This is a genomic window from Streptomyces sp. NPDC050564 (genome assembly GCF_044457265.1).
Lineage (GTDB): Bacteria > Actinomycetota > Actinomycetes > Streptomycetales > Streptomycetaceae > Streptomyces.
The window spans coordinates 33,710-60,625 of the sequence record NZ_JBITGS010000048.1 but is presented as its reverse complement, the minus strand read 5'-3'; the positions used below and the strand labels follow the sequence as shown (position 1 = coordinate 60,625).

Here is a 26,916-nt window from a genome sequence, read left to right as displayed (position 1 = left end):
TGCCCTCCGAACTGATCGTCGTCGCCCCGCGGTGTCCCGAACGCGTACCCCCGACCGCACCCAGCAACCGCGAGGCCCTCATGTCTACCTTCCCCACCTCCATCACCTGTACCGCCCTCTCCTTCGCCTGGCCCGACGGCACCGCCGTCTTCGACGACCTCCAAGTCGCCTTCGGCCCCGGCAGGACCGGCCTCGTCGGCGTCAACGGATCAGGAAAGTCAACGCTGTTGAAGCTGATCGCCGGAGAGCTCACCCCGGCCGACGGCACGGTCCGGCTCGCGGGCGAGGTCGGCCATCTGCCACAGAACGTCACGCTCGACACCGGTCTGCGGGTCGATGAGGCGCTCGGCATCGCCGCCACCCGCGCCGCGCTGCACGCCATCGAGGCGGGCGACGTGGCCGAGGAGCACTTCGACGTCGTGGGCGACGACTGGGACGTCGAGGAGCGGGCACTGGCGACGCTCGGCGAACTCGGGCTCGGGCACATCGAGTTGGACCGCACCGTCGGTGAGGTCTCGGGCGGCGAGTCGGTGCTGCTGCGCCTGGCCGCACTGCTGCTGCGCCGACCCGAGGTACTCCTGCTGGACGAGCCCACCAACAACCTCGACCTGTACGCACGGCGGCGCCTGTACGCGGCCGTCGAGTCCTGGTCCGGAGTGATGGTCGTGGTCAGCCACGACCGCGAACTCCTGGACCTGGTCGACCAGATCGCGGATCTGCGCTCCGGCGAGGTGACCTGGTTCGGCGGCAACTTCTCCGCGTACGAGGAGGCGCTCGCCGGCGAACAGGAGGCGGCGGAGCGCATGGTGCGCGTCGCCGAGGCCGACCTGAAGAAACAGAAGCGCGAACTCGTCGAAGCCCAGGTCAAGTTGGCCCGCCGCAAGCGGTACGGCCAGAAGATGTTCGAGCAGAAGCGCGAGCCGAAGATCGTCATGGGGGCACGCAAGCGCGCCGCGCAGGAGTCCGCGGGCAAGCACCGCATCATGCACGAGGGGAAGCTCGCCGAGGCGAAGGAGCGTCTCGACGACGCGGTGGAGGCCGTACGGGACGACGACGAGATCCGCGTCGACCTGCCGTACACGGCCGTGCCGCCGGGGCGCACCGTCCTCACACTCGAGAACCTGGAGCTGCGCTACGGCGCCCGCGTGGACGGCGTGTTCGACCTGCGCGGCCCCGAACGGATCGCGCTGATCGGGCGCAACGGCGCGGGCAAGACCACGCTGCTGCGCACGATCGCCGGGGAACTGGGCGCGGTGTCCGGCGATGCGCGGGCCCATGTGCCGCTGCGCTTCCTGCCACAGCGGCTCGATGTCCTCGACGACGAGCTGACCGTCGTCGAGAACGTGGCCCGGTACGCGCCTGCCGCCACGAACAACCGGATCCGGGCGCGGCTGGCCCGCTTCCTGTTCAAGGGCGCGAAGGCCGACCAGCGCGCGGCGACCCTCTCCGGCGGTGAACGCTTCCGGGCGGCACTGGCCGCGCTGATGCTGGCCGAGCCCGCGCCGCAGCTCCTGATGCTCGACGAGCCGACGAACAACCTCGACATGGCGAGCGTCCGGCAGCTCACGACGGCCCTGGAGTCGTACGAGGGAGCGCTGATCGTCGCCAGCCACGACATGCCGTTCCTGGAGTCCCTCGGAATCACGCGTTGGCTCATCCTGGAAGGAGGAGAACTGAAAGAAATCGCTCCGGAAACTGTCGGGTATTCCGCCTAGTGCGGGGCCCGGGAGCCGCCTAGCGTCGGGGTTCAGGTGTTACCCGACGTCAGGCCGGGGGCTTTTGCGCGCGCGACCTGCGCTGCATGATGTGCGCCGACACCCCCTGCCGATTCGGAGACCCACCCGTGCCCAGCCAGAAAGCGCTCGTCCGCCGGCCCAGCCCCCGCCTCGCCGAGGGGCTGGTGACGCACATCGAGCGCGCGAAGGTGGACGTCGACCTGGCGGTCGAGCAGTGGGAGGCGTACGCGGAGGCGCTGCGCACGCACGGCTGGGAGACCGTCGAGGTGGACGCGGCCGACGACTGCCCGGACTCGGTGTTCGTCGAGGACACGGTGGTCGTCTTCCGCAATGTCGCGCTGATCTCCCGCCCCGGCGCGGAGTCGCGGCGCGGCGAGACCGCCGGGGTCGAGGAGGCCGTGGCCCGCCTGGGCTGCTCGGTGAACTGGATCTGGGAGCCGGGCACCCTCGACGGCGGTGACATCCTGAAGGTCGGCGACACGGTGTACGTGGGCCGCGGCGGGCGCACCAACGCGGCCGGGGTCCAGCAGCTGCGGGCGGCCTTCGAGCCGCTCGGGGCGCGGGTCGTCGCCGTGCCGGTGAGCAAGGTGCTGCACCTGAAGTCCGCGGTCACCGCACTGCCCGACGGCACGGTCATCGGACACGAGCCGCTGGTGGACACGCCGTCGCTGTTCCCGCGCTTCCTGCCGGTACCGGAGGAGTCCGGGGCGCACGTCGTGCTGCTGGGCGGCGGAAAGCTGCTGATGGCCGCGAGCGCCCCGAAGACGGCGGAGCTGCTCGCGGACCTCGGCCACGAACCGGTCCTCGTGGACATCAGCGAGTTCGAGAAGCTCGAAGGCTGTGTGACATGTCTCTCGGTCCGACTCCGGGAGTTGTACGTCTGATCGGGTGATCGCGGTGCTCGTTCGGCTCCGGGACCTGGGGGTCCGGGGTGCTTCCGGCGTGCGCCCGGGGTGGCGCTGCGCCCCGGGGACCCCCGCTGATCAGCAGTCTTTACAGCGAACTTAACCTACGGTGTCGTAACCTACGGATACGTAGCCTACGATGCCGTAAGTTTCGTCCCCGCTCGTTGTACACGTCCCCGTCCCCCTCCCTGGAGCACCCGTGACGATCACTTCTCCCCACCTCGGCAGCCCGTCCGCCGCCTGGACCGACGCTCGACTGCTGTACGCGCTGGAAGAAGTGGTCGAGACGGAGCTCAACCGCCACCTGAAGGTGGCCAAGGACTGGATGCCGCACGAGTACGTGCCGTTCAGCGACGCCCGTAACTTCCCCGGAATCTTCGAGGACGGCGAGGCCTGGGACAAGGAACAGTCCAAGGTCACCGAGATCGGCCGGATCGCGCTGGTCGTCAACCTCCTCACCGAGGACAACCTGCCGAGCTACCACCACGAGATCGCCAGTCTCTTCGGCCGTGACGGTGCCTGGGGTACCTGGGTGCACCGCTGGACCGCGGAAGAGGGCCGGCACGGCATCGTGATGCGCGACTACCTGCTCGCCTCCCGCGCCGTCGACCCCGACAAGCTCGAGGCGTTCCGCATGGCACACATGAGCGAGGGCTTCGAGTCCGACAACCGCCACTCGATGCTGCACTCGGTGGCGTACGTCGCCTTCCAGGAGCTCGCGACCCGCATCTCGCACCGCAACACCGGTCACCAGTCGGGCGACCCGGTCTGCGACCGCATGCTGGCGCGCATCGCGACCGACGAGAACCTGCACATGGTCTTCTACCGCAACCTCTTGAAGGCCGCGTTCGAGCTGGCCCCCGACCTGACCATGCAGGCCGTGCGCGACGTCGTCGTCAACTTCCGGATGCCCGGTCACGGCATGCCCGGCTTCGAGCGCGCCGCCGCGCAGATGGCCATCGGCGAGGTCTACAACATGCGCATCCACCACGACGACGTGATCCAGCCGGTGCTGCGCCACCTCAAGGTCCTGGAGATCGACGGCCTCGGCCCCATGGGTCTGCAGGCGCAGGAGGAGCTCGGCCGCTTCATGCGCGGCCTCGACGCGGAGGCCTCGAAGTTCGACGAGAAGCTCGCGGCCCGCAAGGCCCGCATGGCGGCACGCGCCGCCGGCTGACAGGTCACGGCACTGCGGCGCCGCCGACCGGGGCTCCTCGCAGAGCCCCTAGCCGCACGCCTCCCCCGGGCCCTCACCGGGGGATCCGCTACTCGTACGCCGTCACCTGGTCCAGCGCCGCGTCCCGCACGTCGGCCACCGGGTGGCGGCGCAGTGCTCTCAGCCGCTCCCGCCAGGGCGCGGCCCAGCCCGTACGGCTGCCGATCGCCCCGGTGACGGCCGCCGCGAGCAGCCCCTCGCCGTGCCCGCCGTGCGCGGTGAGGCGCCGTACCTCGTCGAGCAGTATCTCGGGATCCCCCTCGTGCGCCTGTCGCCGCAGCCGGTCGCCGAGTTCCCCGGCCGTCCGGGCGGCGAGCGCCGGGCGGCCGTCGGTGAGGGCGGCCAGCCACTCCAGCCGCACCGGCTCCTCGTCCAGGTCCAGGTGGAACGCCGTGATGGCGGCGGCCTGCGGGACGAAGGCGTCGTACCCGGCGAGCAGTTCGCCGGCGGCGAGGGCCGCGGGACGGATGGGCGCCGGGGCCGTCCTGGCCTGCTGGGCGAGACGCGCGACGAGGTAGTCGACGCGCCGACGGGCGGGGCGGTCGCGCCGCTCGTCGGCATCGGACTGGCCGGCATCTTCCGCCCCGACGGAGGTCTCCGCCTCGGCCAGCATCCGCAGGGCCTGCTCAAGGCCCCCGCCACCCCGCAGCGAGCCCACCGCCGCGGTCACCAGACCGTTGGCCGCGGCGTGCCAGCTCGTGCGTACCGTCAGATCGGTGACGGCGTCGGCGAGGACCGTCGGGGCCTGCGGTGACCAGGGCGCCCAGCGGGCCAGGGCGCCGAAGGCGAGGGTGGCGGTCTCCGGGTCGTCGGTGGCGGACACGTCGCGCACCAGCTGGGCGTACCGCTCGCGGTGGGGCTCGGGCAGGTCCAGCGGGGACACCCGCAGGACCGCGGTGCGCAGCACCGGCTCGCCACCGGCGGCGTCGCGCAGCAGGCCCCAGACCCGTTCCTGAGCGAGCAGACCGCCCGCGAAGGCCACACAGGCGGCACGGACGTCGAGATGGGCGCCCGGAGCCGCGTACGCCTCGGTCAGCAGCGCGGCCGCCCGTGGCATGGGGAGCCGTACGGCGGCGAGCCGGGCGGCCTCCTTGCGGCTGGTCACCTTGGCGCGCGGCGCGAACAGCACCTCGCGCAGCTGCTCGCCGAGACGTGACGGCGCCGCGTACCGGGACGCCTGCGTGGCCGCGTACACCGCGACCCGCGCCCGCTCGCCGCCCCCGTGTCCCAGCAGCTCGGGCAGCGCGTCGGCGGGCCGGTCGGTGCGGGCGAGCGCGGCGAGGGCCGCCTCGGCGAGCACCACGTCCGAGGAATCCGTCCAGCGACGCAAGAGATCGGCGCCCCTGCCCGGGACTCGCGCACTCTGTGCGACGGCGGCGGCCCGCTGGTACAGCGGCAGTCCGGCGTCCTCGGCCTCTGTCGCCAACTGCCGTGCCACCGCCAGCTGCTGGCGTGGTACCCAACGCCGTACGTCACGGTCCACCGGTACGGTCCAGGGGGTGCCCTTGGTCAGAAAGCGTCCGTACGGAGGGGCCTCGGCGAGCAGCAGGTCGAGCAGATCGGTGCGGCGCCGGGTGACGACCTGGTGGACGGGCCACAGCGCGCCCGCGGACGGTTCCAGCGCGAGGATGCGTGCCACCCGCTCGTCCCGAGTCGCGGGCGCCTCCAGCCACAGCTCGACAGCGGAGCGCACGGTCACGTCGTTGCCGTATCGGATGGCCTGCCACAGCAGTTCCTGCAGCTCGGGCATGCCGGCCGCGCGGCGCCCCACCGCGCGGGCGAGCGCGAAGGCGAGGCTGTAGTCGGCCTTCTCGGCGCCCGCCTCGATCCACGGCCGCAGGGCCTCGTAGACCTGGCGCTCCTGGCCGCGGCGCAGCCTCGCGTCGAGCCGACCGAGGTCCGCGCCGCCGGTGTTGCCGGAGATCCGGACCAGGGTGCGCAGCGCCCAGTTCACCAACTCCCGTCCCCCGCCTGCCGTGTGCTCGCGCAGCACGGAGACGGCGAGCCGGCTGAGGTGCTGCCGGGTGGCGGGCGAGGAGTCGCGGGCCTCGACGGCGTGCACGGCGATGCGGTCGAGGTGCGGCTCGGCGTCCTCGGTGAACAACGCGGGCGGGAGACCGGACAGGGTGTGCAGCGCGGCCGACCGCACCGGATCCTGTTCGTTGCGCAGCCGTCCCATCTCCTCCAGTACGGAGGTGACGGCCGCACGGTCGCCGGAGCGGGCGGCGTTGCGGATGAGCAACCGCCAGGCCTCCGCACGGTCTTCGGCGGCCGGGCGGCGGGTGGCCTCGACGAGCCGTTCACGTACTTCGGCGACCGGCAGGAAGGAGTCGGCGAGCAGCAGGGAGCTCGGCAGAGCGCCGCGTTCGCGCGCCTCGGCGGCCATCCGCCGGGCCTCCTCGGCGACGCAACTGCGGGGCAGGATTTCGAGGATGACGGCGTCGATGGTGACGCCCACGGCTCCGCGATCTTCCTGCGCGGCCCGGTAGAAGGCGTGGCGCCGCGCGGGCGGCATGGCCTTCAGGAGCGGCGCGAGATCGCCCCACTCGGCCAAGAGCCGCCCGTACTGCGTGAGTTCGGGCGCACCGGAGCGGGCCAGTCTGCGCAGCACGGCGGGTCCCAGGGCCCGACTGCGGTGCGTGGGGATTCCGGTGGGCCTGTGCAGCAGCCTCAGCAGCCGGCCCGCGTCGGCCGCCGCGAATTCTCCGAGGCGAACATGCAGCTGGTACGGAAGGGTGGCGGGCCCGAATCGTTCGAGCAGGCCGAGCACGCGCAGCGGCTCCGTTCCGACGGTGGCGGCCACGCCTTGCGTGTACCGGGCCCACCAGGTGGCGCGCAACGCCTCGGGCAGCGTCGTCAACTCCCGCTCTGCGACGTCGAGAAGGGGGCCGGGGTGCCGCTTGCCGAGGGCCTTCCAGCCGGTCACCGCGTGGAAGAGTTCGGGCAGCAGCCTGGCCACCGTCTCCGTCGTGCACCCGGGCAGCAGCCGCGCCGCCTCCGCGTCGCCCCAATCTCGCCGCAGTCCGTCCACCAGGCGGTCGGCCAGCGCGGTGCGCCGTCCGGCGACGATCGCGCGCAGCAGCTCCCTGCGGATCGCCTCCGGGGCGTCGTCCAGCGCCGACTCGTAGGCGGAGTCGGGCACGTGAAGACTTCGGGCGACGCGCAGGGCGTGTCCGCGCACGAAGCCGTCCGGGTCGGCGAGGCGGTCCGCCACCCACGCGGTGTCCCGGCCGACGGACGCGGCGACGACGGCGATCCCTGCTTCGTAGGGGCCGCGGGCCTCGAGCTCCTCCAGCACCGGACGCAGCGGGACCATCTCCGGTACCCGCAGGGCGAGTTCGCGCATGCGCTGCGGGTACGGAAGCGGGTCGAGGGCGTTCAGCAGACTGTCGGCGTCCTGCTGCGGGGTGCGGGTCATGCGGGGATTGTGCCTGCTGGAAGCCGTGCGGCGTACTGATTTCCCGGTGCGGGCCGCCGGTTCGGCGGGGCATCATGCGCCCGTGTATGACAACAGCACGTCGCGACAGGCGATCGAGTTCCTGCTGGGCCTGATCGGGTCCGACGACGCCGAGCGGGTACGGCAGCACATCGGGCTGCAAACACCGTTCTTAATCAGTGAGCAGGAGTGAGTGTTGTACCCATACCTGGTCACTGCGGACATCTCGAACGGTTTTGGATGTCCTGGTCGCCCGCGTACTCTCCACGTCCGGCTGCACGCATCCTGTGCGTGGTCCGGGGTCGCGGGGGCGGGGTCCCTCACGCCCGACGGCATCCGGTCTGGCCTGGACGGTGAATGCCCCTGCCCATCGCTCTGGTGGGCAGGGGGCGGTGTCGTCCGTCGCCGGATGGGATGCCCTTGGGCGCGTCGTCCGATCGCGATGCTCGCCGCATCGTGACGGGTGGTTGTGCGGTTTTTCGCGGTGAGGGGCTTCTGCCAGTGCTGGGCACCCCACTTGGAGGTGTAGGCCGGGTCCACGGCGATGATGGCGATGCCGGTGGCGTCGGCCATGGAGGTGAGCCGGGCGCGGAGCTTGCCGGTGGGCATGCCGGAGATCAGCTGTCTGAACCGGCGTCGGCGTCCGTGCTTCTCGCGGGTTTTCTCCGCGGCGAAGTCGAGGTCTTCCACGGCGATGGCCTTCACACCGCAGGTCTTGGCCCAGTTCAGCAGCCGGGACAGGGCGTGCCGCACCTGGGCGTCGCGGTGGTCGGTGTTGCCGGACAGGTCGTAGGAGAAGCGGCGTGGGTTGCCGATCGGGTTGCCGTGCGTGTCCAGGCGCCAGGCGGCGAGGTGGTCGGCGTTGGTGTCCACGCTGATCACACCGTCGGTGAGGGCGGATTCGAGCGGGATGGTCTTCGACAGCGGGATCTGCCAGGAGGCGGTCAGGTACCAGCGCCCGCGTGCCGTGTCACGGTGGATGCGGTAGGCGACAGCCCGGTTGGCCTCCACGCGGTCGGCCCACTCCTGCCCGCGATGAGGGAACCGTACCTTCGCAGTGAGGACGTACCGGCCGTGTGCGGCGTTGGCCAGGCCGGCCAGCGGGGCGGGCAGCTTGATGCTGATCTCGCCGTCGGGGCTGACGCGGATGGTCTCGTTGCCGTAGCGCTTACCGCTCTCGCCGTCCGCCTGGAGGAACCAGCGCTCGGCTTCCCAGCGTTCACGCCACTGGGCCTCGCTCAGCCCCGCGTCGGCGAGGTTGTGCCGGGTGTTGAGCAGACGTTTGCCGCCGCGGGCTATATGCACGGCACCGGCCTCACGGTCGGCCCGGACCTGGCTGAGCCGGTCCTCAAGAACGTGCAGGCGGCGCGTTTTCCGGAACCACTCGTGCGCCGAGCGGTAGCCACCCGAAGCCCGCTTGGAGCCCTTCTCCCCGACCGGCAACGACAGCCTGTGTCCGATGGTCTTGATACCGGCTTCGAGCGAGTGGATATGCGCCGCCTGGCCTCGCCGGGCGAGGGCCCACTGATCGTGTGTGGCCTTCGTGATGCTGCCCGCCCACCGGGACGACGACTCGGCGGTCAGCGCCCGCTTACGACCCGCCCACGTGTCCGTGGAGTGCTCCAGGCCGTCAGCGCAGCGCGCCTTGAGGTCCTTCGAGGCGAGAGAGCCGAGATGCGCGCCGAGAAGACGCAGCACCTTCTCGTCCTCGGCGGTCAGATGCCTGAGCCGGTCACGGACTGCAACCCCGCAGGGGCCGGGCACCACGAACGGCGCCGCCACCTCCCGCAGCCCACTCAACCCGATCACCCTCCCCTCCAGGGTCGAACAAGCCCGTCACCCCACCCAACGACCACCACCGGGAAAGGTCACCCATTCGACACAAGAACTCCCGTTCCCCGGCGCCAGGCCCTCCACAGGAGACAGCCGGACACTCACACACACGCCAGAACACACTCATGCGCTGCCATGCAGCAGCGGCTCACAACCCTCCCCAGGTCGAGGAGGGTGACGCCGGCCGAGGTCGCGGCCGTCACCAGTCGGGCGGCGGCTGTCGGCCCGATGCCGTTACTGGCGACGGAGAGCCGGGCGAGCCGTCCGTACGGTGCCTGTTCCAGAGCGTCGGCGAGACGGAGCGCGCCTGCGTCACCCAACTGCGCGGCCGACACGTAGAGTTCGTCGATCGCGCCCGCGACGATCAGGGCGCCCAAGGGCACGGCGCCGTCCGCGCCCAGGGGGTTTCCACCGATGAACAGCCGCTCGATGCGGCGACCGTTGTCCGCCGCGGCGAGGAGGGCGTCGGCCAGGACGACCGTGCCCGCCGCGTCGAGCCCGGTCTGCACCAGGTCGAGGGTGCGCAGCGACCGTGCGGCCTCGACGAGTTCGGCGGCGGCCTGCCCTCCCCCGCTGCCGAGCGGGTTGCGCTTGAGCCACACGCCGGTGACGACGCGCGGCGAGGCGCGCAGATTGTCGGCGATGCGGCAGGCGCCGCCCGCGGTGATGCCGTTGCAGCCGAGGTAGAGCGTCTCGACGTCCGCGCCCGCGGCCACGGCGGCCGCGCCCTCGTCGCCGAGCCCGTCGGTGCCGAGCAGCAAGTGGCCTACGGGGGACGGCCCTTGCGACCTTTCGGACAGCGCCTCGGCGACCAAGGCGGCGCCCGCCGCCCCGATCTCCTGCTTGCACAGGTCGAGCCGGCCGTCGGGCAGCGCAGTACCCGCCGTGAAGTCCAGCCGCTCCCCTGCCGGACGGCCGCCGCGCAACCAGTCGAGCAGTGGCGCCAGTTCCGCCACCGGACGAGGCACGACGGGTGACACGCCCGCGAACTCCACCGCGGACTGGGACTCGTACCCGGAATCGGAACAGAACTCGGACTCGGACCCGGACTCGGACTCGGACTCGCTCACCACTCCGCCTCCCGGTAGTCCTTGAGGAACACCCCGGACAGAGGCTCGCCCGCCTCACCGCGCACGATCGGGTCGTACACCCGGGCCGCCCCGTCCACGATGTCGAGCGGCGTGCGGAAGCCGGCGCCCGCCATCCGTTCCTTCTTCGGAGCGGGGTTCTCGTCGGTGATCCACCCCGTGTCGACGGCGCACATGTGTACGCCCTGCTCCGCCAGTTCGGCGGCGCTGGTGCGAGTGAGCATGTTGAGGGCGGCCTTGGCCATGTTGGTATGCGGATGGCCGGCCATCTTGTTGCGGACCGCGAACCGGCCCTCGACGGCGGTCACGTTGACGACGTAACGGCGCGGCTGCGGTGAGGCGAGCAGCAGCGGCAGCAGTCGGTCGCAGAGCAGCGCCGGGGCGAGCGCGTTGACCAGCTGCGTCTCCAGCACCTCGGCCGGGTCGAGCTCGCCGAGCCGCGCCGACCAGGAGTTGTCCGGGGAGTGGGTCGGGCAGCAGCCCGGCCTCGTCGGCCTCGCGCAGCACCACGGGCAGCGCCGAGGGGCCTCCCTCCAGTGCCCGCATCGGCGTGAAGCCCGGCGCCTGTCGGGCTCCCTCGGGCAGTTGGACGTACTCCCCCGCGGCGAGCAACGCGTACGACTCCGGGGGCCGCCGCACCGTCTGCGCGGCGTTGTTCACCAGGATGTCGAGCGGCTCGCCCTCCTGCCGCAACTGCTCGCACAGCCCGAGGACCTGCCGTGGATCGCGCAGGTCGACGGCCAGCACCGTCAACCGGTCCAGCCACTTCTCGCTCCCCGGTTCAGCGCGGAAGCGGCGCACGGTGTCGTGCGGAAATCGGCTGGTGACCAGGAGTTCGGCGCCGTCGCGGAGCATCATCAGGGCCAGCTGGAAGCCGATCTTGACCCTGCCGCCGGTGAGCAGCGCGCGGCGTCCGCTCAGGTCGGTACCGAGCGCGCGCCGTGCGGTGTTGTCGGCGGCGCAGTCCGGGCACAGCCGGTGGTAGAAGGAGTCGACCTGTCGATAGGACGTCTTGCAGACATAGCAGCTGCGTGGCCTGCCGAAGACGCCCCCCGCACCGGCCGCACCGGGGTGGGCCAGCGGAGCGTCCTCCCGCCGGTCGAGCGCCCCGGTCACGGTCGCCGCCATCGCGGCGGCGTCGGCAGCCGACAACTCGGCGCCGCGCACCTTGCGCCTGCGCAACCGCCCGTCGCGCGCGAAGGACGCGGCGACCTGCTCGGTGCGCAGCCGCACCGGGTCGTCGACGGGCAGAGCCCGCAGCTTGCCGACCGTACGGTGGAAAGCCGCCAGCTCGTCCTCCGTGATGCCCCCGCCTTCACCCATGTGTCCCCGCCCCACGTATGCGCTGACGTGGTCCCGGCCGGATTCGAACCGGCGTATCCGCCTTGCCAAGGCGGCGAGTCTGCCTCTGCTCTACAGGACCCCGCATCCCGGTCCCCGCGGACCGGACGCAGCCCGGACGACCGGATTCGAACCGGCGTGACCGCCTTGAGAGGGCGGCGAGTCTGCCTCTGCTCCACGCCCGGGTGCGCACCGGATCCTAACCGCACCCCCGCCCGGCCTTCGCATCGGTTTACGACGGCCCCGCCCGGCGATGTCCCGCCGCATCCGGTCGGCTTGAGGAGCTGCGATGCAGGTGTTAGGGAGTGGGTCTGTCCATGCGATCCGCGCCGGAGGATCTACCCGGTTCTGTCAGTTCTGTTCTGTTCCGTGCGCCGGAGGGTCTACCCGGTTCGACCTTGTCAGTTCTGTTCCGTGCGCCGCAGGCCGAGGCGCTCCTTCTCGGAGAGGCCGCCCCAGACCCCGAAGCGTTCGTCGTTGTTCAGCGCGTACTCCAGACACGCGGAGCGCATCTCGCACATACCGCAGATGCGTTTCGCCTCCCGCACCGAACTGCCCGGCTCGGGAAAGAAGAAGTCGGCCCCCGTCTGCGCGCACAACGCCTGCTCCTGCCAGGCGATGTCGGCCGCAGTGATCGTTTCCAAGTGCATGGGCATGATCGTGCCTCGCGGCGAAAAACGTTCGATCAACGCGCGATCAACGGCACGTTCCGAGGCCTCCGGCGACGTCTGATGATGGACCCGCCGGACGGGGAAGCACACGGCGGCGCGCGGGGAGCGCGGCAACAAAGAAAAGTCACCCGGTGACCCAGGGTGAACGCTGCCGTCACCCGGCCCGCCCGCGCGCTCCGGCAGCGATTGTCAGTGGGCGGTGCAAGACTCGGCAGTGCAGGCAACGGGACACCTCAAAGGAGGGCAATGATGCTCACCACCCGTTTTGTCACCGGCGCCCCGAACTGGCTGGATGTCGGCACATCCGACATCGACGGCGCCATCTCCTTCTACGGAGGCCTCTTCGGCTGGCAGTTCCAGTCCGCGGGGCCCGACGCCGGCGGGTACGGCTTCTTCCAGCTCGATGGAAAGACCGTGGCCGGCGGTATGCAGACCACCCCGGAGCAGGGCCCGCCCTCCTGGACCGTCTACTTCCAAACCCCTGACGCCGAGGCCACCGCCAAGGCGGCCGAGCAGGCCAAGGGCGGCGTGCTCATGCAGCCCATGGACGTGATGGGCGAGGGCCACATGGCGATCCTCGCCGACGAGGCGGGCATCCCCTTCGGCATCTGGCAGCCGGGCCGCACCAAGGGCCTGGACGTGGCCGGTGACCAGGGCTCGCTGTGCTGGGTGGAGTTGTACACCCAGGACATCGCCGCGGCCGCCGCGTTCTACAACTCCGTGTTCGGCTGGGAGACCTCGGCCATGCCCTTCCCGGGCGGCACCTACACCTGCATCAACCCCGCGGGGGCCGAGGAGGAGGCCATGTTCGGCGGGATCGTCCCGCTGGCCGACGACCCGACCGAGGCCGAGTCCGGCGCGTACTGGCTGCCGTACTTCGAGGTCACCGACACGGACGCGGTGGTCGGCAAGGCCCAGGAGTTGGGCGGGAAGGTCCGCATGCCCGCGACGGACCTGGAGGGCGTGGGCCGCATGGCGAAGCTCGCCGACCCGTACGGGGCACGCTTCGCGGTGATCAAGAGCGCTCCGCAGCAGAGCTGAGGCCCGGATATCGGTGGGGACCCGCAGGCGCCGGGACCCCACCGATGCGTCGTCAACTCCGGTGCACGGCACGGTGTCGACGTGGTCCGGCTCCTCCGACGGCGCCCGTCCCGGACGGCCACGCGCCGCCCCGCCACAAGGACATGCGTACGCCCCGCCAGGAGGCACGCGTACGCCCCCGTCACTGGCCACGTGCGGGCCACCACCACGGGCGGCGTGTACGCACGCCCAGGTCGCAAGGCCCACGTCCGCCCCCGCTACGAGGACGCGTCGCCTGTGCCAACTACCCGATCCCGTATGCGGCTTCGCGTACGCGGAGGCAAGCCCAGGGGCCCATGCGGGCGTCAGCCGTACCAGACCTCGGCCACGGACTCCGCGAGTGCGACGGCCTGGGCGTGGCCCGCCCGGGCGGCGGCCGGACGGCGGGAGTTGTCGATCATGTTGCGGCCCATCGCGCGGCGGGCGGCGTGATCCGGGGTCAGCAGGCTGATGCGCGCCTCTTCCGCCGCCAGTTCGGCGGCCTGTCGCGGGGCACTCGGGTGCGGGCCGACCGCTTTGGGAATCGGTGAGATGGCGACGACGCGGCGATGGCCGCGCGCGAGTTGAATGTTGCTGGTCGAGCGGCTGCCCCCGTCCATCCAGCGACGGCCCCCGGCCGTGACGGGAGGCCAGACCAGGGGCACCGCACAACTCGCCGCCACCGCTTCGAGGAGGGTGACACCGGATGTCCGGTCGAACGCTTCGAGGGTCCCGGTCCGCGCGTCGACCGCGGTGATCCGCAGCTCCCGCTCGGGCCAGTGCCGTACGTCGCCCAGCAGGGTGCCGACCGTGTCGAAGACCTCCGACTGAGGGCCGGTACGGGCGGCGAGTGCAGCTCGGCCGAGTCGTTCGACGGAACGTCTCGGGTTCCGGGAGCCGAGTGCCGCCCACAGGAAGCGCGCCGTCTGCCCCAGGGTGACGGTCAAGTCGACCGGGTCCGCTCCGGCGAGCTGACCCTCGTACAGCTCGGCGGCGCTGACGCCGGAGGCGAGCCGGGAGCCGAAGATCGCGCCCGCGGAGGTGCCGATGACGACGTCGGCCCCGCACACCTCGACACCGGACTCGGCAAGTCCCGCCAGCACCCCCGCCATCCACGCCCCGCCGACCGCCCCGCCGCCGCCAAGCACCAGCGCCGTGTCCGCCATCGGTCCACCCCTCCCACTTAAATGGGGAGCACTCCCCGTTTCCCTGTCCGACGATAACATCAATACCGGGGAGTGGTCCCCGGTACTGCTGAAGGGTGAGGACATGACGGTCGGCGTGGATGGGCCGGATCCGGTACGCCGGCGGCGCGACGCCGTGCGCAACCGCGAGCTTCTGGCCGAGGCGGCGCGCGAGGTGTTCGCCGAGCAAGGGCTCGACGCGCCGCTCGACGTGATCGCCCGCAGGGCCGGGGTGGGAAACGCCACGCTGTACCGGCACTTCCCGAGCCGGGCCGCTCTCGTCGACGAGGTCTTCCGGGACTCCCTGACCAAGACCATGGCGGCCGGGGAACGGGCCCGGACCACGAAGGACGCCTGGAGGGGCCTACTGGACTACATGGACGCGGTCTTCACGGGGCTGGCTGCCGACCGAGGTGCGATCGACCTGATGACCACGCGTCTGGAGAACGTCGCCACGCTGGAGGCCGTGCACGCCCACAACCGGGAGACGGTGGACGTCCTCCTGCGCCGCGGCCGCGAACAGGGCGCGGTGCGCGGTGATCTCACGACCGAGGACCTCCTGTTCGCCCTCGCCGCGCTCTCCCGCGCCGTCCCGGCGCTGACGACTGCGGGCCCGGACGCCTGGCGCCGCGCCCTGGCACTCCTCCTCGACGGCCTGCGCGCCTCCCCGGCCGCCGCGCCGCTGCCCGAGCCGTCGCTCACCCCGGCCCAACTCGGCGATGTCCTGGAGCACTTGGGCCCGCACCGCTGAAACCCAGTGCCCCAGCAGGAAACGTTCGCCGCGCAAACGTTGCCCGCCGGGGCACTAGGCGGAGGCCCGGCGTACGAGTGTCGTCGGCAACACCACACTGGAGGGTGCGCCCACCGTGCTGCCTTCGTCGGCCGCGCGGTCGAGGCGGCGCAGCAGCAGCCGGGCCATCAACCGGCCCATTTCCTCTATGTCCTGACGGACCGTCGTCAAGGGCGGGTCCGTCTGCTCGGCGACCGGCAGCATGTCGTCGAAGCCGATCACGGCGACGTCGTCGGGCATCCGTCGTCCCCGCTCGCGCAGGACGCGCAGGGCTCCCGCGGCCGACAGATCGTTCGCGGCGAACACGGCGTCCACGTCGGGGCGGCGTTCCAGCAGCTCCCGCATCGCGCGCTCGCCCCCCGCCGGCGTGAAGTCGCCCTCGGCGATGAGCGCGGGGTCGACGTCGACCATGACATCCCGGAACCCGTCGAGCCGGTCGACCGCGGATGTCTGGTCGAGGGGACCGGTGATGTGGGCGATGCGCGTACGGCCGAGTCCGGCGAGGTGACGTACGGCGTCGCGGGCGCCGCCCCGGTTGTCGCAGTCGACGTACACCGTGGGCACCGCGTTGCGGGGCCCGTCGCCCCAGCCGGGCCGGCCGCCGAACACGGTCGGAACGCCCGCGCCGTGGATCAGCGAGGGCAGCGGGTCGTCGAGGTGCAGCGAGAAGACGAGCGCGCCGTCGACGTGGCCGCCGGCGAGATAGCGGCCCACGCGTACGTGGTCGTCCCTGCCCTCCGTGAGCAGCAGCACGAGCTGGGAGTCGTGTGCCGTCAACTCCTTGCTGATGCCCCGGAGTTGAAGAGCGAAGAAGGGGTCCGCGAAGACCCTGGTCTCCGGTTCGGCGATCACGACGGCCACCGCGTCGTGTCGCCGGGTCACGAGGCTGCGCGCGGCCTGGTTCGGCACGTAGCCGAGTTCTTCGACGGCCCGCCGCACCCGCTCGACAAGCGGCTCGCGCACCCCGTCACCGCCGTTCACGACACGCGACACGGTGGCCCGGGAGACCCCGGCCCGCGCGGCCACGGCCTCCAACGTCGGGCGTGACGCTGTCCCGGTCACCTCTGGGCACCTCCTCGGCGGTTGCGGATCAGGATAGCCGCGCCGCCGCGCACTCCGTGAGAGCGCTCCTGGATCACCGAAATCGGCTTGCGCCGAGGAGTCTGCCGGACGAAGATCGCGGCATGACCATGAGAAAGGCCCATGACGCCTGACCGCCACGCCATCCGGCCGGCCACGTTCGCCCGTCTCCCCCGCACCTACCGTGATCTGCACATCATGCACAGCACGGTCGACGCCTTCGGGCGCGCGCACTGGCTGCTGACCGAGCGTCCGCCCGAGTCGCGCCGCGAGAAGCCGTACGACGCCGTGGTCGTCACGGTGGAGGACGGCCGCCCGTACGAGACATATCTCAGCTCGGTGGCGGCGTCATTCCCCAGCTTCGACGCCCTCCCGGACGGCGGATTCGTCGTCGCGGAGCCACGCAGCCGGGCGCACGAGGAACACGTCCAGGTCTTCGACGCCCTCGGCCGCCTCTCGTGGACGTTTCGCGTGGGGGACGGCATCGAGTATCTGCTGACCGATGAAGCCGGCGACCTGTGGGTGGGCTACTTCGACGAGGGCGTGTACGGCGACGACGAGCTCAGTTGGCCCGGGCTACGACGTTGGAGCCACACCGGGGAGCCCTTGTGGACGTACCGCCCGGTTGACGGCGCGAGCGAGATCAGCGACTGCTACGCGCTCAACGTCAGCGGCCGCTCGGCCTGGGCCTGCGCCTACACCCACTTCCCCGTGCTGGAGATACGCCCGGACCAGGGTGTGAAATCCCACGCCAACAAGGTCCGAGGCGTCAAGGGACTGGCGGTCCACGACCGTCGAGTGGCCCTCTTCGGCGGCTACGGGAACGACCACGACCGGCTCGTCATCGGCGAGCTGACGGACACGGGGGTCACCGCGGTCACAGAGGGACGGCTCGTCCGCCCCGACGGCACCCGCCTCGGGCGCCGCCGACTCGTCTGCCGTGGACCGCGCATCTACGTGCAGGAAGAGCCCTTCACAGGCTGGGAGGTCCTGGACATCAGTCTCCAGCCCGACCGTTCGATGGCCCACTGATCGAGCCGGCCGCCGCCGTCCGCCGGCCGGAGCACCGAAACCCAGCACCGCAGGCTCCGGCCGGCCAACCGGCGTGAAGATCAAGCACCGTGCACGCGAGCGCCCCGGCGGGAAACAGAACAAACCAAGCCGCCCGGCAGCCATCACAAGCAGCAAAGCTCCATGAACACCAAGCTAAGTCCCGCTCGTCCAGCGAGCCTTGAGCTGATCGGGCAGGATCTCCCGAGCCATCTCAAGAAATTCAGCACCTTCGTCCTCGGTCTGCTCTCCGGCCTCGCGGATCGCGCGCATCGCCCTGTCCACCCAGGCGTCGTCGAGCCGTTCCCAGTCCGCGGCGAGCCGGCGCAGGAACACCAGCCGGAAGCGCCGCCTGGTTTCCCGGTCGTACGGGGCGAACCCATGGAGCGAATTGGGCAGGCAGGCGTCGAAGGCCGCGGTGAGATCCGCCGGGGTGCTGTCCTGATCGACGGTGAGCCAAAGACGGACGAGCGCGTTCACTGCGGAGACGGGGGTCTGGCTTCCGTTGTCGAAGAAGGTGACGACCGCCGAGTCCCAGGCGCCGGCCCAGGGTTCGAGTCCGTGCGCGAAGATGTCGTCGGCGGCGTCACAAAGGAACCTCGCCTGTTCACGCAGCTGATGGTTGCTGTGTACGACCCAGGAGAGCCAAGCCCCCTCCGTACGTGGTCTCATTTCGTACTCCGGCCCATGGTCGTACGTCCAGTAAGGATCCGACCGCCATGGCTCTTCCTCGGCGTCCCGTCGCAGGCTCACGCGAACCTGCCGGCGGCCGTCTTCCCACAGACGCTCCAGGACCAGCGTGGAGATGAGCCCGGTCCAGCCCTCCGCCGGGCACTGCGAACGCCACAGCAGCGCCAGCCTGCGCCAAGGTGTCACGGGGTCGCTCACGTCGGGGAAGAGGTCGCCGCCGCTGAGCCCGTCGGCTGTCGTCGCCGCCGCGGCGAGCAGGACCAGGTTCACCGAGTACGTCGCCGGCCGGGCCGGCACCTCCAGGCGCTGCGGCGTGTAGTCGCCGTACCGGGTGTCGTGGCGGGCCTCCAGCGCACGGTGGAAGAGGCCCAGAACAAGGGTGACCGCGTCAGCTCGACGTGTCTGCGACCAGCCGTTCAACCGTTCGCTGAGGAAGGAGACGACGGTGCCGCGCGTGGTGAGCGGCGTGAAGGACATCAGCGCGTGCAGGAAGGCGTCGTCGATCACGGGCGGCCTGCCACGGCGCGGGCCGTGACGTACCGAGTCGACAAGGTCGTCCAGCTCTTGGGTGATGAGCCGGGCGACCAGGAACTCTCCGAAGGTGGCGTGCAGGAACTCGTACGCGCTCAGTGTCCGGCCCTCGCGGCTGGCCCGGGCCTCGTGCACGAAGAAGAAGCGGCCGAGCACGAGTTGAGCGGCGGTGAGGATGGCGCGCAGGCCGCTGGGAGCGGGCCCGCCGGCTGCCTCGGGGCCGAGCGCGGCGAGATCGGCGTCGAGTTCGGTCGCGCTGATCCACTGCCGACCGCGGTTGAACATGGCAAACGCCACGATCGACAGTTGGGTGAGTTCCCGCTCCACGGCCTCGTCCAGCTGTGCTCCGGCCGGCGCCGCTCCGGTCTTGCGGACCTCTCGCGCGGCGAAACTGGTGAGCAGGCGCTCGTAGAGTTCCGCCTGTCCGAGCGCGACACCGTGGCGCTGCAGCGCGTTCCGGTCGGAGTCGTAGAGCGCGAGCATCAGCAGGAGCAGGGGCTGGGAGGCCAACTCGCCGTGCGCCAGGACGGTTTCCGCGGTGAGCGGTCGCACCTCTCGCAGCGCGAACCCGTCGGCGTTGGTCCGGTTCCACACGTCCAGCCACTGGGCCACCTGGCTGTCATTGAAGGGTTCGAGCCGCACGGCGATCATGCCCTCCGCCGGCCTGGCCCGGTCGACGACCGCCGTGCGGCTTGTCACGAGGACGGCGACGGGCCGCCCCTGGTCGGCTTCGCGCGCCTGGAAGTCGGCCACCCGCAGCAGATAGTCGGTCTGGCTGGTGCCGGTCGCCTGCAACAGCTCGTCGAATCCGTCCAGCATGACCACCGGCAGCGCGCCCTGCCCCCGGTGCACCAGTTCGGGCCAGTTCACGGACTCGCCGGTGGCCGCCCGCACCGCGTGCTCGATCTGGGTCTGCAGATCGGCGTCCGCCGCGGCTTCTCTCAGCACCACACGTACGACCAGGAAGTCAGCGGGCGGAAGCCGTGCCGCGAGCACTTGGGTGAGGACGGACTTCCCCGACCCCGGCTGGCCCAGCACGATCAGCGGGGCGCGTACCGCCTGCGGAGAGGTCAGGTGGCCCACCAGGAACCGCTCCAGATCGCCGCGCACGGACCGCTCGGCCCACCAGTCCTCGGTCGCGAACTGCTCGGACGGGCCCACTTCGGAGACCCGGTAGTCCGGATTGACGTACGCGACACCCAGAGCGGGCAGGCTCGTCCCGTCCAGTACATCCCGCGAGGTGAGGATCGGGCGGTTGAGGACCGCAGCGTGAGCACGTGACAGACCGGTGATCCAGGCATCCGCGGATCGCCCCGACACGATCTGCGACAGCGCCTCGCCCACGCCCTCCAGTCCGGCGCTCAGCGTCCGAAGCTGCGCCCGCGTGGCCTGATGGTCCACCAGGTTCGCCCAGAAGGCGAGCTCCGGGCAGTCGAGCGCCAGCTGCCTGAAGAGGTTCTCATAGCGGGCGACGGCTCGCTCGGGGAGCTCGTCGGTGAGCGTCCGTGAGAAATGATCTCTGCGGGTGTCGTCGAGACGGTCCCAGAGCGCCAGACCGGAGACGAAGCGGGTCACCTCGCCGGACAGACGCCGGTAGAAGTCCGCGAGCGCTTCCAGGGTCGCCTCGTAGGGTCGCTGCGGTACAGGCGTCGGAGCCTCTGCCCGCAGCAGCCCGGCGGCCAGGGAACCCAGCCGCTGGGAACGTGTCGAACCGCCCCCGGCGAGGGTCACTTGCTCATCGCTCGAGAGCTCCAACTCACCTGCTTCACAGGGCAGTTCCGTCTCCGACAGCACCTCGAAATAGGCCGCCAGAACCACCACGGCGTGCGCCGCGGCCATGCGTTCGCTGCGCTCGAACCGAGTGAGTCCGCGCGCTCGTTCGCCGAGACCTTGCACCAGGCCCGCGCTGAGCCGAGCCAACTCGCCCCTGACATCGAACAGGCTGGACAGGAGACCGATCCCGGTGCCCGAGGTCGCCAGCAGCAGCCCTCCGGTCAGCCGGTCCAGGGCCTCGACCGTACGCCCCTGCGACCCGCCCAGCAGGCGAACCGCATCCCGATAGCTCAGCCCCACCCCGACCGCCCCCGACCCGAGCCAGCCCACCGCAATCGTCCGGACACACAGCGTATCCACGGTCGATCGTCCCCGGAGGTGAACATCGGGATCCGCATGGCGGCGCCCGTGCCTCGAGTCGGTGGAGCCCACCGCGTCGCCCGCTAGTGCTCATGCGACCCGTACCCCGGAATCGTCCCGTCCGTCTTCTTCACCAGGAACAACCCCACCATCCCCATGTCGGAATGGCTCTGCACGTGGCAGTGGTACATCCACGCCCCGACCCCGACCCCTTCCCCCGCGATCACCTGGAAGCCGAAGGAGTCCGCAGGTCCGACGATCTTGTTGTCGATGACCCGGCTCGGGTCGTCGGGGCCGGTCAGCGTCCCCGTGCGGTTGTCGGCCCAGCGGTGACCGTGCAGATGGAAGGTGTGGTAGTACTCGCCGTGCGTGATCATCACGATCTCGACGCGATCGCCCACCGTGGCCTCGAAGTCGGGGCCCGAGTGCGCGGGTTTGTTGTTGATCGTCATGTCGTTGAAGACGATGGTGAAGGTCCGGTCGGGGAGGATGTCACCCTTGCGGCGGACGATCACCGGGCCGTAGAGACCCTTGCGAATGCCGCCGGTTCCGTGTTCGGTGCCGACGACGTGGTCGTGGTAGTGCCAGTAACCCGCACTGCCCGCGCGCCAGGTGCCGTCCTTGCGACGGCCGGGGGCATGGGTGCGCCAGGTGTAGGTGCGGGTGCCGCCCGGCTCGACGTCGCTCTTGTTCAACTTCGTTCCGTCGCTGGAGGTTTCGTAGTCGAGCCCATGGACGTGCAGGCTCGCCGCCACGTCCATCGTGTTCTCGAACTCGATGTGCAGCGTGTCGCCCTCGTTGAGCTCGATCGGCGGACCCGGAATCGACGCCTTGCCCTTCTCGAAGCCGTAGCCCATCTGCCCGTCGGCGAGCTTCTCGGCGTAGAGCTTGATGTGCCGGACCTCGCCACCGGCGGGAGCGGTCCGTACCGGGTCCTCGGCGCTCACGGACGGCGGTGCCGCCGACAACGATGTCGCACCCGTCGCGACCGCCGCCCCGCCCAGCAGCATCCGCCGATTGAAGCCGCGTCTGTCCATGCCGAACTCCCCACCCTGGTACGGAATTTACGGAGATGAACCTGTGAGACGGTAGCGGCCCGACTCGCGTTTATCCACACTCAGGACAAAGTTTGTTCCATCGCGGTCATACCTATTGGCGAGCCGCGAAAAGAGGTCTAGCTTCCTTGGCGCTGTTGCTGTGACCGACGAGGAGTGGATGACCACATGCGGCTCACATCGCATCAAACACCGTCAGAATTACGAGGGTTGAGCGCGAGCAGACCCAGAAGCCGGCGTCGCGCCTGGGCCGCCGCCCTGACCGCCGGAGCCATCACCACCGGAGTGCTCTCGGCACCGTCCGCGAGTGCGCGCCCGGCTCCGGATCCGGCGCTGACAACGATGTCCGTCAAGTCGCCACCGGGCGGGGCCAATGTACGGGTGCTGATCTTCTACGGCTCGGCGGCGGCCGGGGACGAGTCGCCGGCCGTCAACGCCGGGATCGAGGCCATCGAGAAGATCGGACTGTCCGGTCCGACCGCTCAGCGCTTCAAGGTCGAGGCCACGGACGACGCCTCGGTCTTCACGAACGAGACGAAGCTGGGCCGGTTCAACGCCATCGTGTTCCTCACGGGTGGCGGGGACGTGCTCGATCCGGAGCAGGAGGCCGGCCTGGAGGCGTACATGGAGGCGGGCGGCGGTTTCGTCGGCATCCACGACGCGGCTCGCGCCGAGCCGTACTCGGACTGGTTCAGCGGACTCATCGGTGCCCGTCCGGCGAGCACGAGCCCGACGAACGTACAGCGAGCGACCGTTGAGGTCGGCGACCGGCAGCACCCCGCCACCAAGGATCTCCCGGTCCGGTGGAAGCGGCCGGACCAGTGGCTCAACTGGGTGAAGAATCCGTCGGGCGAGGTGCACACCGTGGCCCGGGTCCGTGAGTCGACGTATCAGCCGGGTGCGAGCAGGAACGGCTGGGACCATCCGGTGAGTTGGTGCCGTGACTACGACGGCGGCCGCTCCTTCTACACCGGAATGGGCGGCACGGCGTCGTCGTACGACGAGAGCGACTTCCGTACGCATCTGCGCGGCGCCCTGCTCTGGACGACCCGGCTGGTGCAGGCCGACTGCAAGGCGACGATCAACGCCAACTACAAGGCCGAGCGTCTGACTCAGCCCAATCAACCCGGCCAGAACGACCAGATCGGCGAGCCGCACGGGCTGGTGACCGCACCCGACGGACGGGTGCTCTACATCGGCCGCGGCGGCGCGGACTCCTCCCAGCCCGTGATCACCGACTGGAACAACCCGGACGTCGGCAAGGGCAAGGGCGAGATCCACGTCTACGACCCCAGGACCAACAAGGTGACCCTGGCCGGCGCGCTCACCGTGTTCGGCAACAAGGGCGGCGGCGACGAGCTGATCAAGGTCGAGGAGGGCCTGCTCGGCATCGAGATCGATCCGAAGTTCGAGCAGAACGGCTGGGTGTATCTGCACTACACACCCCATGCGCAGATCAACCGCGACACGCAGATGGCCGAGCGCCGCGTCTCCCGCTTCACACTCGATCGCGCCACCGACAAGCTGGACCTGAGCAGCGAGAAGGTGCTCCTCAAGTGGCCGGTGCAGATCCACAGTTGCTGCCACGCGGGCGGCGGGATGACCTGGGACTCCAAGGGCAATCTCTACATCGCGACCGGTGACAACAACTCCAGCCGCTTCAGCGATGGTTACTCGGGCAACAACCCCGAGCCCAACTACAAGGGCGTGTCGTTCGCGGACGCGCGCCGCACCGCGGGCAACACCAACAACCTCAACGGCAAGATCCTGCGGATCCACCCTGAGCCCGACGGCACGTACACGCTGCCGGAAGGCAATCTCTTCACCGGCAAGGAGACCGCCGAGGGGGGCGGCAAGACACGCGGCGAGATCTATGTGATGGGGGTCAGGAACCCGGCTCGGATCGCGGTCGACAAGAAGACCGACACCCTGTATGCCGGGTGGGTCGGCCCGGACGCGAGCACGCCGTCGACCACATGGGGCCCTGCCAAGTACGACACCTTCGCCGTCATCACCAGGGCGAGCAACCGGGGTTGGCCGTACTGCATGGGCAACAAGCAGCCCTACCGGGACCGCAATCTGCCCGACCCGACCAAGCCGCTCGGCTGGTACGACTGCGATCACCCCAAGAACGAGTCCCCGAACAACGACGGTCTCGTCAATCTTCCGCCGGTCACGGGCAACAACATCTGGTACTCACCCCAGGGCGGCGCCCCGGACTACCCACGCGACGCGAACGGCATCCCGTCGTACAAACAGGAGGAGGCCACCTATCTGCTGCCGTGGCTGAAGGGCGGTGGCCAGGCAGCGATGAACGGGCCCGTCTACCGGTACGACGCGTCGGTCCCCAACGCCACGAAGTGGCCCTCCTATTGGGACGGCAAGTGGTTCGTCGGCGACTTCTACGACTCCGACCAGCCGCGCAACGCCGTCCTCACCGATCCGAAGACCGCCGGTGACGGCGGCCTGCCGATCCACTCCGAGTCACTGAAGAAGATCGTGCCCATCGGCAACGACGGCATCAAGAACCTCATGGACTGGAAGTTCGGGCCGGACGGCGCACTATATGTCCTGGACTACGGCCGCGGCTTCTTCACCTCGGACTCCAAGTCGGCACTGTGGAAGGTCACTTACACGGGTGGCGGCCCGACGCCGACCACCGGTCAACTGGCCAGGAGGGTGGAGTGATGTCCCAAAGACGTTGGTGGACGGCTTTGCTGGCGTCCCTGCTGATGGTGCTGGGGCTGACATCAACCTCCGCGTTCGGGCGGACCGAGTCCCCGTACGCCGGATCCTCGAACGACACCGCGGCCGCTCAGGTGCTCACCTGGACCGCCGGGGACGACATCACCCAGTACGCCTCGGTGCCGCAGACCGCGGTCGCGGGCCCGACGACGATCGTCTTCGAGAACAGTGCCGCGACCGGCAACACCACAGGAATGCCACACACGTTGACGTTCGACGTCTCCGACCCGGAGTACAACAACGACGTCCCGCTGAACATCCTGGCCAACCCGAACGACGACCAGGGCGGCAGACACACGGCCGAAGTCACCCTCACACCCGGCCGCTACCGCTTCTACTGCACGATGCCGGGCCATGAACGGATGCAGGGCATCCTCGTGGTGACGGAGGGCGGCGGCTCGGACACGACGGCGCCCGAGACATCGGCCTCGGTCAGCGGTGCGCAGAACTCGCAGGGCGCGTATGTCGGTTCGGCGACGGTCACGGTCGCCGCGAGCGACGCGGATTCCGGCGTCGACCGGATCGAGTACGCCCTCGAGGACACGGGTGCCTGGCAGCCGTACACCACGCCCGTCGTGGTCGACCAGGTCGGCGCGCACAAGGTCCGCTATCGCGCGATCGACAAGGCGGGTAACACCGCCGCCGAGAAGAGCGTCGACTTCACGGTGGTCGCGCCGCCGACGGACGATACGACCGCGCCCGAGACCTCGGCGACGGTGAGCGGCGAGCGGAATCCCGACGGTGCGTACATCGACATGGCGACCGTCACCGTCTCCGCCTCCGACACCGGTTCCGGAGTCAACACGATCGAGTACGCGGTCGACTCCGGCGGCTGGCAGCCGTACACGGCTCCCGTGATGGTGCACAACCTCGGCGCCCACCAGGTGCGCTACCGCGCGACGGACAAGGCGGGCAACACCACCGCCGAGAAGAGCGTCGACTTCACGGTGGTGGCGCCACCCGTTTCCGACACGACGCCGCCGGTGACCGGCGTGAGTGTCGACGGGACGAAGAACTCCGACGGCGCGTATGTGAACAGTGCCAAGGTGACCGTGAACGCGACGGACGAGGGTGGTTCGGGAGTCGCCGCGGTCGAGTACTCCCTCGACGGCGGCCCCTACTTGGCCTACTCCGCACCGGTGTTGGTCGACCGCGTCGGCGCGCACACGGTGGCGTACCGGGCGAGCGACAAGGCGGGCAACACATCGGAGCCGCGCACCGTGAGTTTCACGGTCGCCTCCGGTGGCGGCGTGCCCGCGCCCAACTGCCCCGAATACGACGAACGGTTGACCGTGATCGTGGGAACGGTCGACTCGGGTGTACCGAACCGGGTCACCAACAACCGGTGCCGTATCAATGAGTTGATCGAGGATGAGAAGGAGTGGACCTCCCAGGCGCTGTTCCTCAAGCACGTCAAGACCGTCCTGGACAGGCTCCTCAAGGAAGGTGTCATCGACCAGCGCGAGTACAACCGGATCACCAAGGCGGCCAAGCAGTCCGGCATCGGCAAGCCGGGCCAGACCGACGGCTACCGCAAGATCCTCGACGGCTCGCAGGCGTCCTTCGCGCGGTGGGAGCACGTGGGTGGCGGTTCGTTCGGGCTGAACACCGACGGGTCGATCACGTCCGGCACCACGCAGGGCGGGCTCGGCATGCTGTGGTTCCCCGAGCGCAAGTACGCCGACTTCTCGCTGAAGCTCCAGTGGCGTGACGACGCTCCCGGCACCGGGAACGCCAACTCCGGTGTGTTCGTGCGGTTCCCGTGGGTCCATGACCACCCGGAGGAGTCGCGGCCGGAGTGGGTCGCCATCAAGTACGGCCACGAGGTGCAGGTGCTCGACCGGCCTGACGGCGACATGTACAAGACGGGCTCGATCTACGGATTCGACCGGGTCGGGCTCGCCGGGGCCGGCGTCACGCAGAAGGGCACCTGGAACGACTACGAGATCCGTGTGGTCGACCAGCACTACTCGGTGTACCGCAACGGCGTGCTGATCAACGAGTTCGACAACACCGGCGGCCAGGACTTCTATCCGCCGCGCTCGGACGACCCGGGCACGGACGGACGACGGTTCGCCTCCGGCTACGTCGGACTCCAGGTGCACAGCACGACGGACGTGATCTCGTATCGCGACATCCGGATCAAGGAGTTGTAAGGAGTTGGAAGGAAAGGAGCGGTAAGAGGTCGCGGGGCGTCCGTCCCGTCCAAGCCGTTGTCAGTGGCGTGCGGCATGCTGTGATCAGTGGCCGCCGTACGCCACTGACGGCGGGGAGGTCTGTGTGTTCACGGGGATCGAAGAGGTCGACTGGGCGTCGATGAGGTGGACATCTGTTCCATATTTTCTAGTCATTCATAGGACGATGGCGGCGACG

At 70.1% G+C, this 26,916-nt stretch carries 16 protein-coding genes, 2 tRNA genes and 2 pseudogenes; 9 read left to right on the top strand and 11 right to left on the bottom strand.

Annotated elements, in window-relative coordinates:
• Positions 1-80: 80 nt before the first annotated feature.
• The 3 genes from ACIBK0_RS44995 to ACIBK0_RS44985 all read left to right on the top strand — a co-directional run bounded on the left by ACIBK0_RS44995 (position 81) and on the right by ACIBK0_RS44985 (position 3,818).
• Positions 81-1,715: an ABC-F family ATP-binding cassette domain-containing protein gene (locus ACIBK0_RS44995; RefSeq protein WP_399094068.1), complete on the top strand. Its 1,635-nt coding sequence runs from the start codon at positions 81-83 to the stop codon at positions 1,713-1,715.
• A gap of 128 nt (positions 1,716-1,843) precedes the next feature.
• Positions 1,844-2,620: a dimethylargininase gene (gene ddaH / locus ACIBK0_RS44990; protein ID WP_399094065.1), complete on the top strand. Its 777-nt coding sequence runs from the start codon at positions 1,844-1,846 to the stop codon at positions 2,618-2,620.
• Between the two features lie 220 nt (positions 2,621-2,840).
• Positions 2,841-3,818: an acyl-ACP desaturase gene (locus ACIBK0_RS44985; protein WP_399094062.1), complete on the top strand. Its 978-nt coding sequence runs from the start codon at positions 2,841-2,843 to the stop codon at positions 3,816-3,818.
• Between the two features lie 88 nt (positions 3,819-3,906).
• On the opposite strand, the gene ACIBK0_RS44980 is transcribed toward ACIBK0_RS44985, so the two are convergent.
• Positions 3,907-7,275 carry a hypothetical protein gene (locus ACIBK0_RS44980; RefSeq protein WP_399094060.1) on the bottom strand — a complete coding sequence of 1,123 codons (3,369 nt, stop codon included), beginning with the start codon at positions 7,273-7,275 and terminating at the stop codon, positions 3,907-3,909.
• On the opposite strand from ACIBK0_RS44980, the gene ACIBK0_RS44975 reads away from it, so the two are divergent.
• Positions 7,274-7,486 carry a hypothetical protein gene (locus ACIBK0_RS44975; RefSeq protein ID WP_399094057.1) on the top strand — a complete coding sequence of 71 codons (213 nt, stop codon included), beginning with the start codon at positions 7,274-7,276 and terminating at the stop codon, positions 7,484-7,486. The two genes, ACIBK0_RS44980 and ACIBK0_RS44975, sit on opposite strands and share 2 nt — an antisense overlap.
• Here ACIBK0_RS44975 and ACIBK0_RS44970 read toward each other — a convergent pair.
• From ACIBK0_RS44970 to ACIBK0_RS44945, 6 genes and pseudogenes are all read right to left on the bottom strand, one after another.
• A pseudogene (locus ACIBK0_RS44970) lies at positions 7,466-9,093 on the bottom strand (IS200/IS605 family accessory protein TnpB-related protein). The gene ACIBK0_RS44975 and the pseudogene ACIBK0_RS44970 sit on opposite strands and share 21 nt — an antisense overlap.
• 134 nt (positions 9,094-9,227) lie before the next feature.
• Positions 9,228-10,196, bottom strand: coding sequence for a ribonuclease inhibitor (locus tag ACIBK0_RS44965; protein ID WP_399094054.1), 969 nt, complete (start codon positions 10,194-10,196; stop codon positions 9,228-9,230).
• Positions 10,193-11,537: pseudogene (locus tag ACIBK0_RS44960) on the bottom strand (SDR family NAD(P)-dependent oxidoreductase). The gene ACIBK0_RS44965 and the pseudogene ACIBK0_RS44960 overlap by 4 nt, the downstream one beginning before the upstream one ends.
• Before the next feature lie 28 nt (positions 11,538-11,565).
• A tRNA-Ala gene (locus ACIBK0_RS44955) sits at positions 11,566-11,637 on the bottom strand.
• Between the two features lie 31 nt (positions 11,638-11,668).
• Positions 11,669-11,740, bottom strand: a tRNA-Glu gene (locus tag ACIBK0_RS44950).
• Between the two features lie 216 nt (positions 11,741-11,956).
• Complete coding sequence (locus tag ACIBK0_RS44945) at positions 11,957-12,205, bottom strand: WhiB family transcriptional regulator (RefSeq protein ID WP_399094051.1); 249 nt, start codon at positions 12,203-12,205, stop codon at positions 11,957-11,959.
• 270 nt (positions 12,206-12,475) lie between these two features.
• On the opposite strand from ACIBK0_RS44945, the gene ACIBK0_RS44940 reads away from it, so the two are divergent.
• A complete protein-coding gene (locus ACIBK0_RS44940; protein WP_399094086.1) occupies positions 12,476-13,267 on the top strand; it encodes a VOC family protein in 792 nt (263 codons plus the stop codon).
• A 344-nt stretch (positions 13,268-13,611) separates the two neighbouring features.
• Here the strand turns inward: ACIBK0_RS44940 and ACIBK0_RS44935 are convergent, their stop codons facing one another.
• Positions 13,612-14,451 (bottom strand): patatin-like phospholipase family protein, encoded by an 840-nt coding sequence (locus ACIBK0_RS44935; RefSeq protein ID WP_399094048.1) that lies wholly within the window; start codon positions 14,449-14,451, stop codon positions 13,612-13,614.
• Between the two features lie 103 nt (positions 14,452-14,554).
• Here ACIBK0_RS44935 and ACIBK0_RS44930 point away from each other — a divergent pair, with 103 nt between their 5' ends.
• The gene (locus ACIBK0_RS44930; RefSeq protein ID WP_399094045.1) at positions 14,555-15,220 is read left to right on the top strand and encodes a TetR/AcrR family transcriptional regulator; all 666 of its coding nucleotides are present in this window, start codon (positions 14,555-14,557) and stop codon (positions 15,218-15,220) included.
• A 54-nt stretch (positions 15,221-15,274) separates the two neighbouring features.
• On the opposite strand, the gene ACIBK0_RS44925 is transcribed toward ACIBK0_RS44930, so the two are convergent.
• A complete protein-coding gene (locus ACIBK0_RS44925; protein ID WP_399094042.1) occupies positions 15,275-16,321 on the bottom strand; it encodes a LacI family DNA-binding transcriptional regulator in 1,047 nt (348 codons plus the stop codon).
• 141 nt (positions 16,322-16,462) lie between these two features.
• On the opposite strand from ACIBK0_RS44925, the gene ACIBK0_RS44920 reads away from it, so the two are divergent.
• Positions 16,463-17,371, top strand: a complete 909-nt coding sequence (locus tag ACIBK0_RS44920; RefSeq protein ID WP_399094039.1) for a hypothetical protein — start codon at positions 16,463-16,465, stop codon at positions 17,369-17,371.
• A 174-nt stretch (positions 17,372-17,545) separates the two neighbouring features.
• Here ACIBK0_RS44920 and ACIBK0_RS44915 read toward each other — a convergent pair whose 3' ends face one another.
• Positions 17,546-20,743 carry an NACHT domain-containing protein gene (locus ACIBK0_RS44915; protein WP_399094036.1) on the bottom strand — a complete coding sequence of 1,066 codons (3,198 nt, stop codon included), beginning with the start codon at positions 20,741-20,743 and terminating at the stop codon, positions 17,546-17,548.
• 83 nt (positions 20,744-20,826) lie between these two features.
• The gene (locus ACIBK0_RS44910; protein WP_399094033.1) at positions 20,827-21,780 is read right to left on the bottom strand and encodes a multicopper oxidase domain-containing protein; all 954 of its coding nucleotides are present in this window, start codon (positions 21,778-21,780) and stop codon (positions 20,827-20,829) included.
• A gap of 186 nt (positions 21,781-21,966) precedes the next feature.
• Here ACIBK0_RS44910 and ACIBK0_RS44905 point away from each other — a divergent pair, with 186 nt between their 5' ends.
• Both ACIBK0_RS44905 and ACIBK0_RS44900 read left to right on the top strand, forming a co-directional pair.
• A complete protein-coding gene (locus tag ACIBK0_RS44905) occupies positions 21,967-24,486 on the top strand; it encodes a ThuA domain-containing protein (protein WP_399094030.1) in 2,520 nt (839 codons plus the stop codon).
• Positions 24,486-26,699: an OmpL47-type beta-barrel domain-containing protein gene (locus ACIBK0_RS44900; RefSeq protein ID WP_399094027.1), complete on the top strand. Its 2,214-nt coding sequence runs from the start codon at positions 24,486-24,488 to the stop codon at positions 26,697-26,699. Before ACIBK0_RS44905 ends, ACIBK0_RS44900 begins: the two co-directional genes overlap by 1 nt.
• The last annotated feature ends 217 nt before the right edge of the window (positions 26,700-26,916 follow it).

Bases quoted from the DNA above. Each gene is read 5' to 3' on its own strand.
- ACIBK0_RS44995 (WP_399094068.1), top strand. From the start codon at position 81: ATGTCTACCTTCCCCACCTCCATCACCTGTACCGCCCTCTCCTTCGCC.
- ACIBK0_RS44975 (WP_399094057.1), top strand. From the start codon at position 7,274: ATGCGGGGATTGTGCCTGCTGGAAGCCGTGCGGCGTACTGATTTCCCG.
- ACIBK0_RS44980 (WP_399094060.1), bottom strand. From the start codon at position 7,275: ATGACCCGCACCCCGCAGCAGGACGCCGACAGTCTGCTGAACGCCCTC.
- ACIBK0_RS44945 (WP_399094051.1), bottom strand. From the start codon at position 12,205: ATGCACTTGGAAACGATCACTGCGGCCGACATCGCCTGGCAGGAGCAG.
- ACIBK0_RS44940 (WP_399094086.1), top strand. From the start codon at position 12,476: ATGCTCACCACCCGTTTTGTCACCGGCGCCCCGAACTGGCTGGATGTC.
- ACIBK0_RS44935 (WP_399094048.1), bottom strand. From the start codon at position 14,451: ATGGCGGACACGGCGCTGGTGCTTGGCGGCGGCGGGGCGGTCGGCGGG.
- ACIBK0_RS44930 (WP_399094045.1), top strand. From the start codon at position 14,555: ATGACGGTCGGCGTGGATGGGCCGGATCCGGTACGCCGGCGGCGCGAC.
- ACIBK0_RS44920 (WP_399094039.1), top strand. From the start codon at position 16,463: ATGACGCCTGACCGCCACGCCATCCGGCCGGCCACGTTCGCCCGTCTC.
- ACIBK0_RS44910 (WP_399094033.1), bottom strand. From the start codon at position 21,780: ATGGACAGACGCGGCTTCAATCGGCGGATGCTGCTGGGCGGGGCGGCG.
- ACIBK0_RS44905 (WP_399094030.1), top strand. From the start codon at position 21,967: ATGCGGCTCACATCGCATCAAACACCGTCAGAATTACGAGGGTTGAGC.
- ACIBK0_RS44900 (WP_399094027.1), top strand. From the start codon at position 24,486: ATGTCCCAAAGACGTTGGTGGACGGCTTTGCTGGCGTCCCTGCTGATG.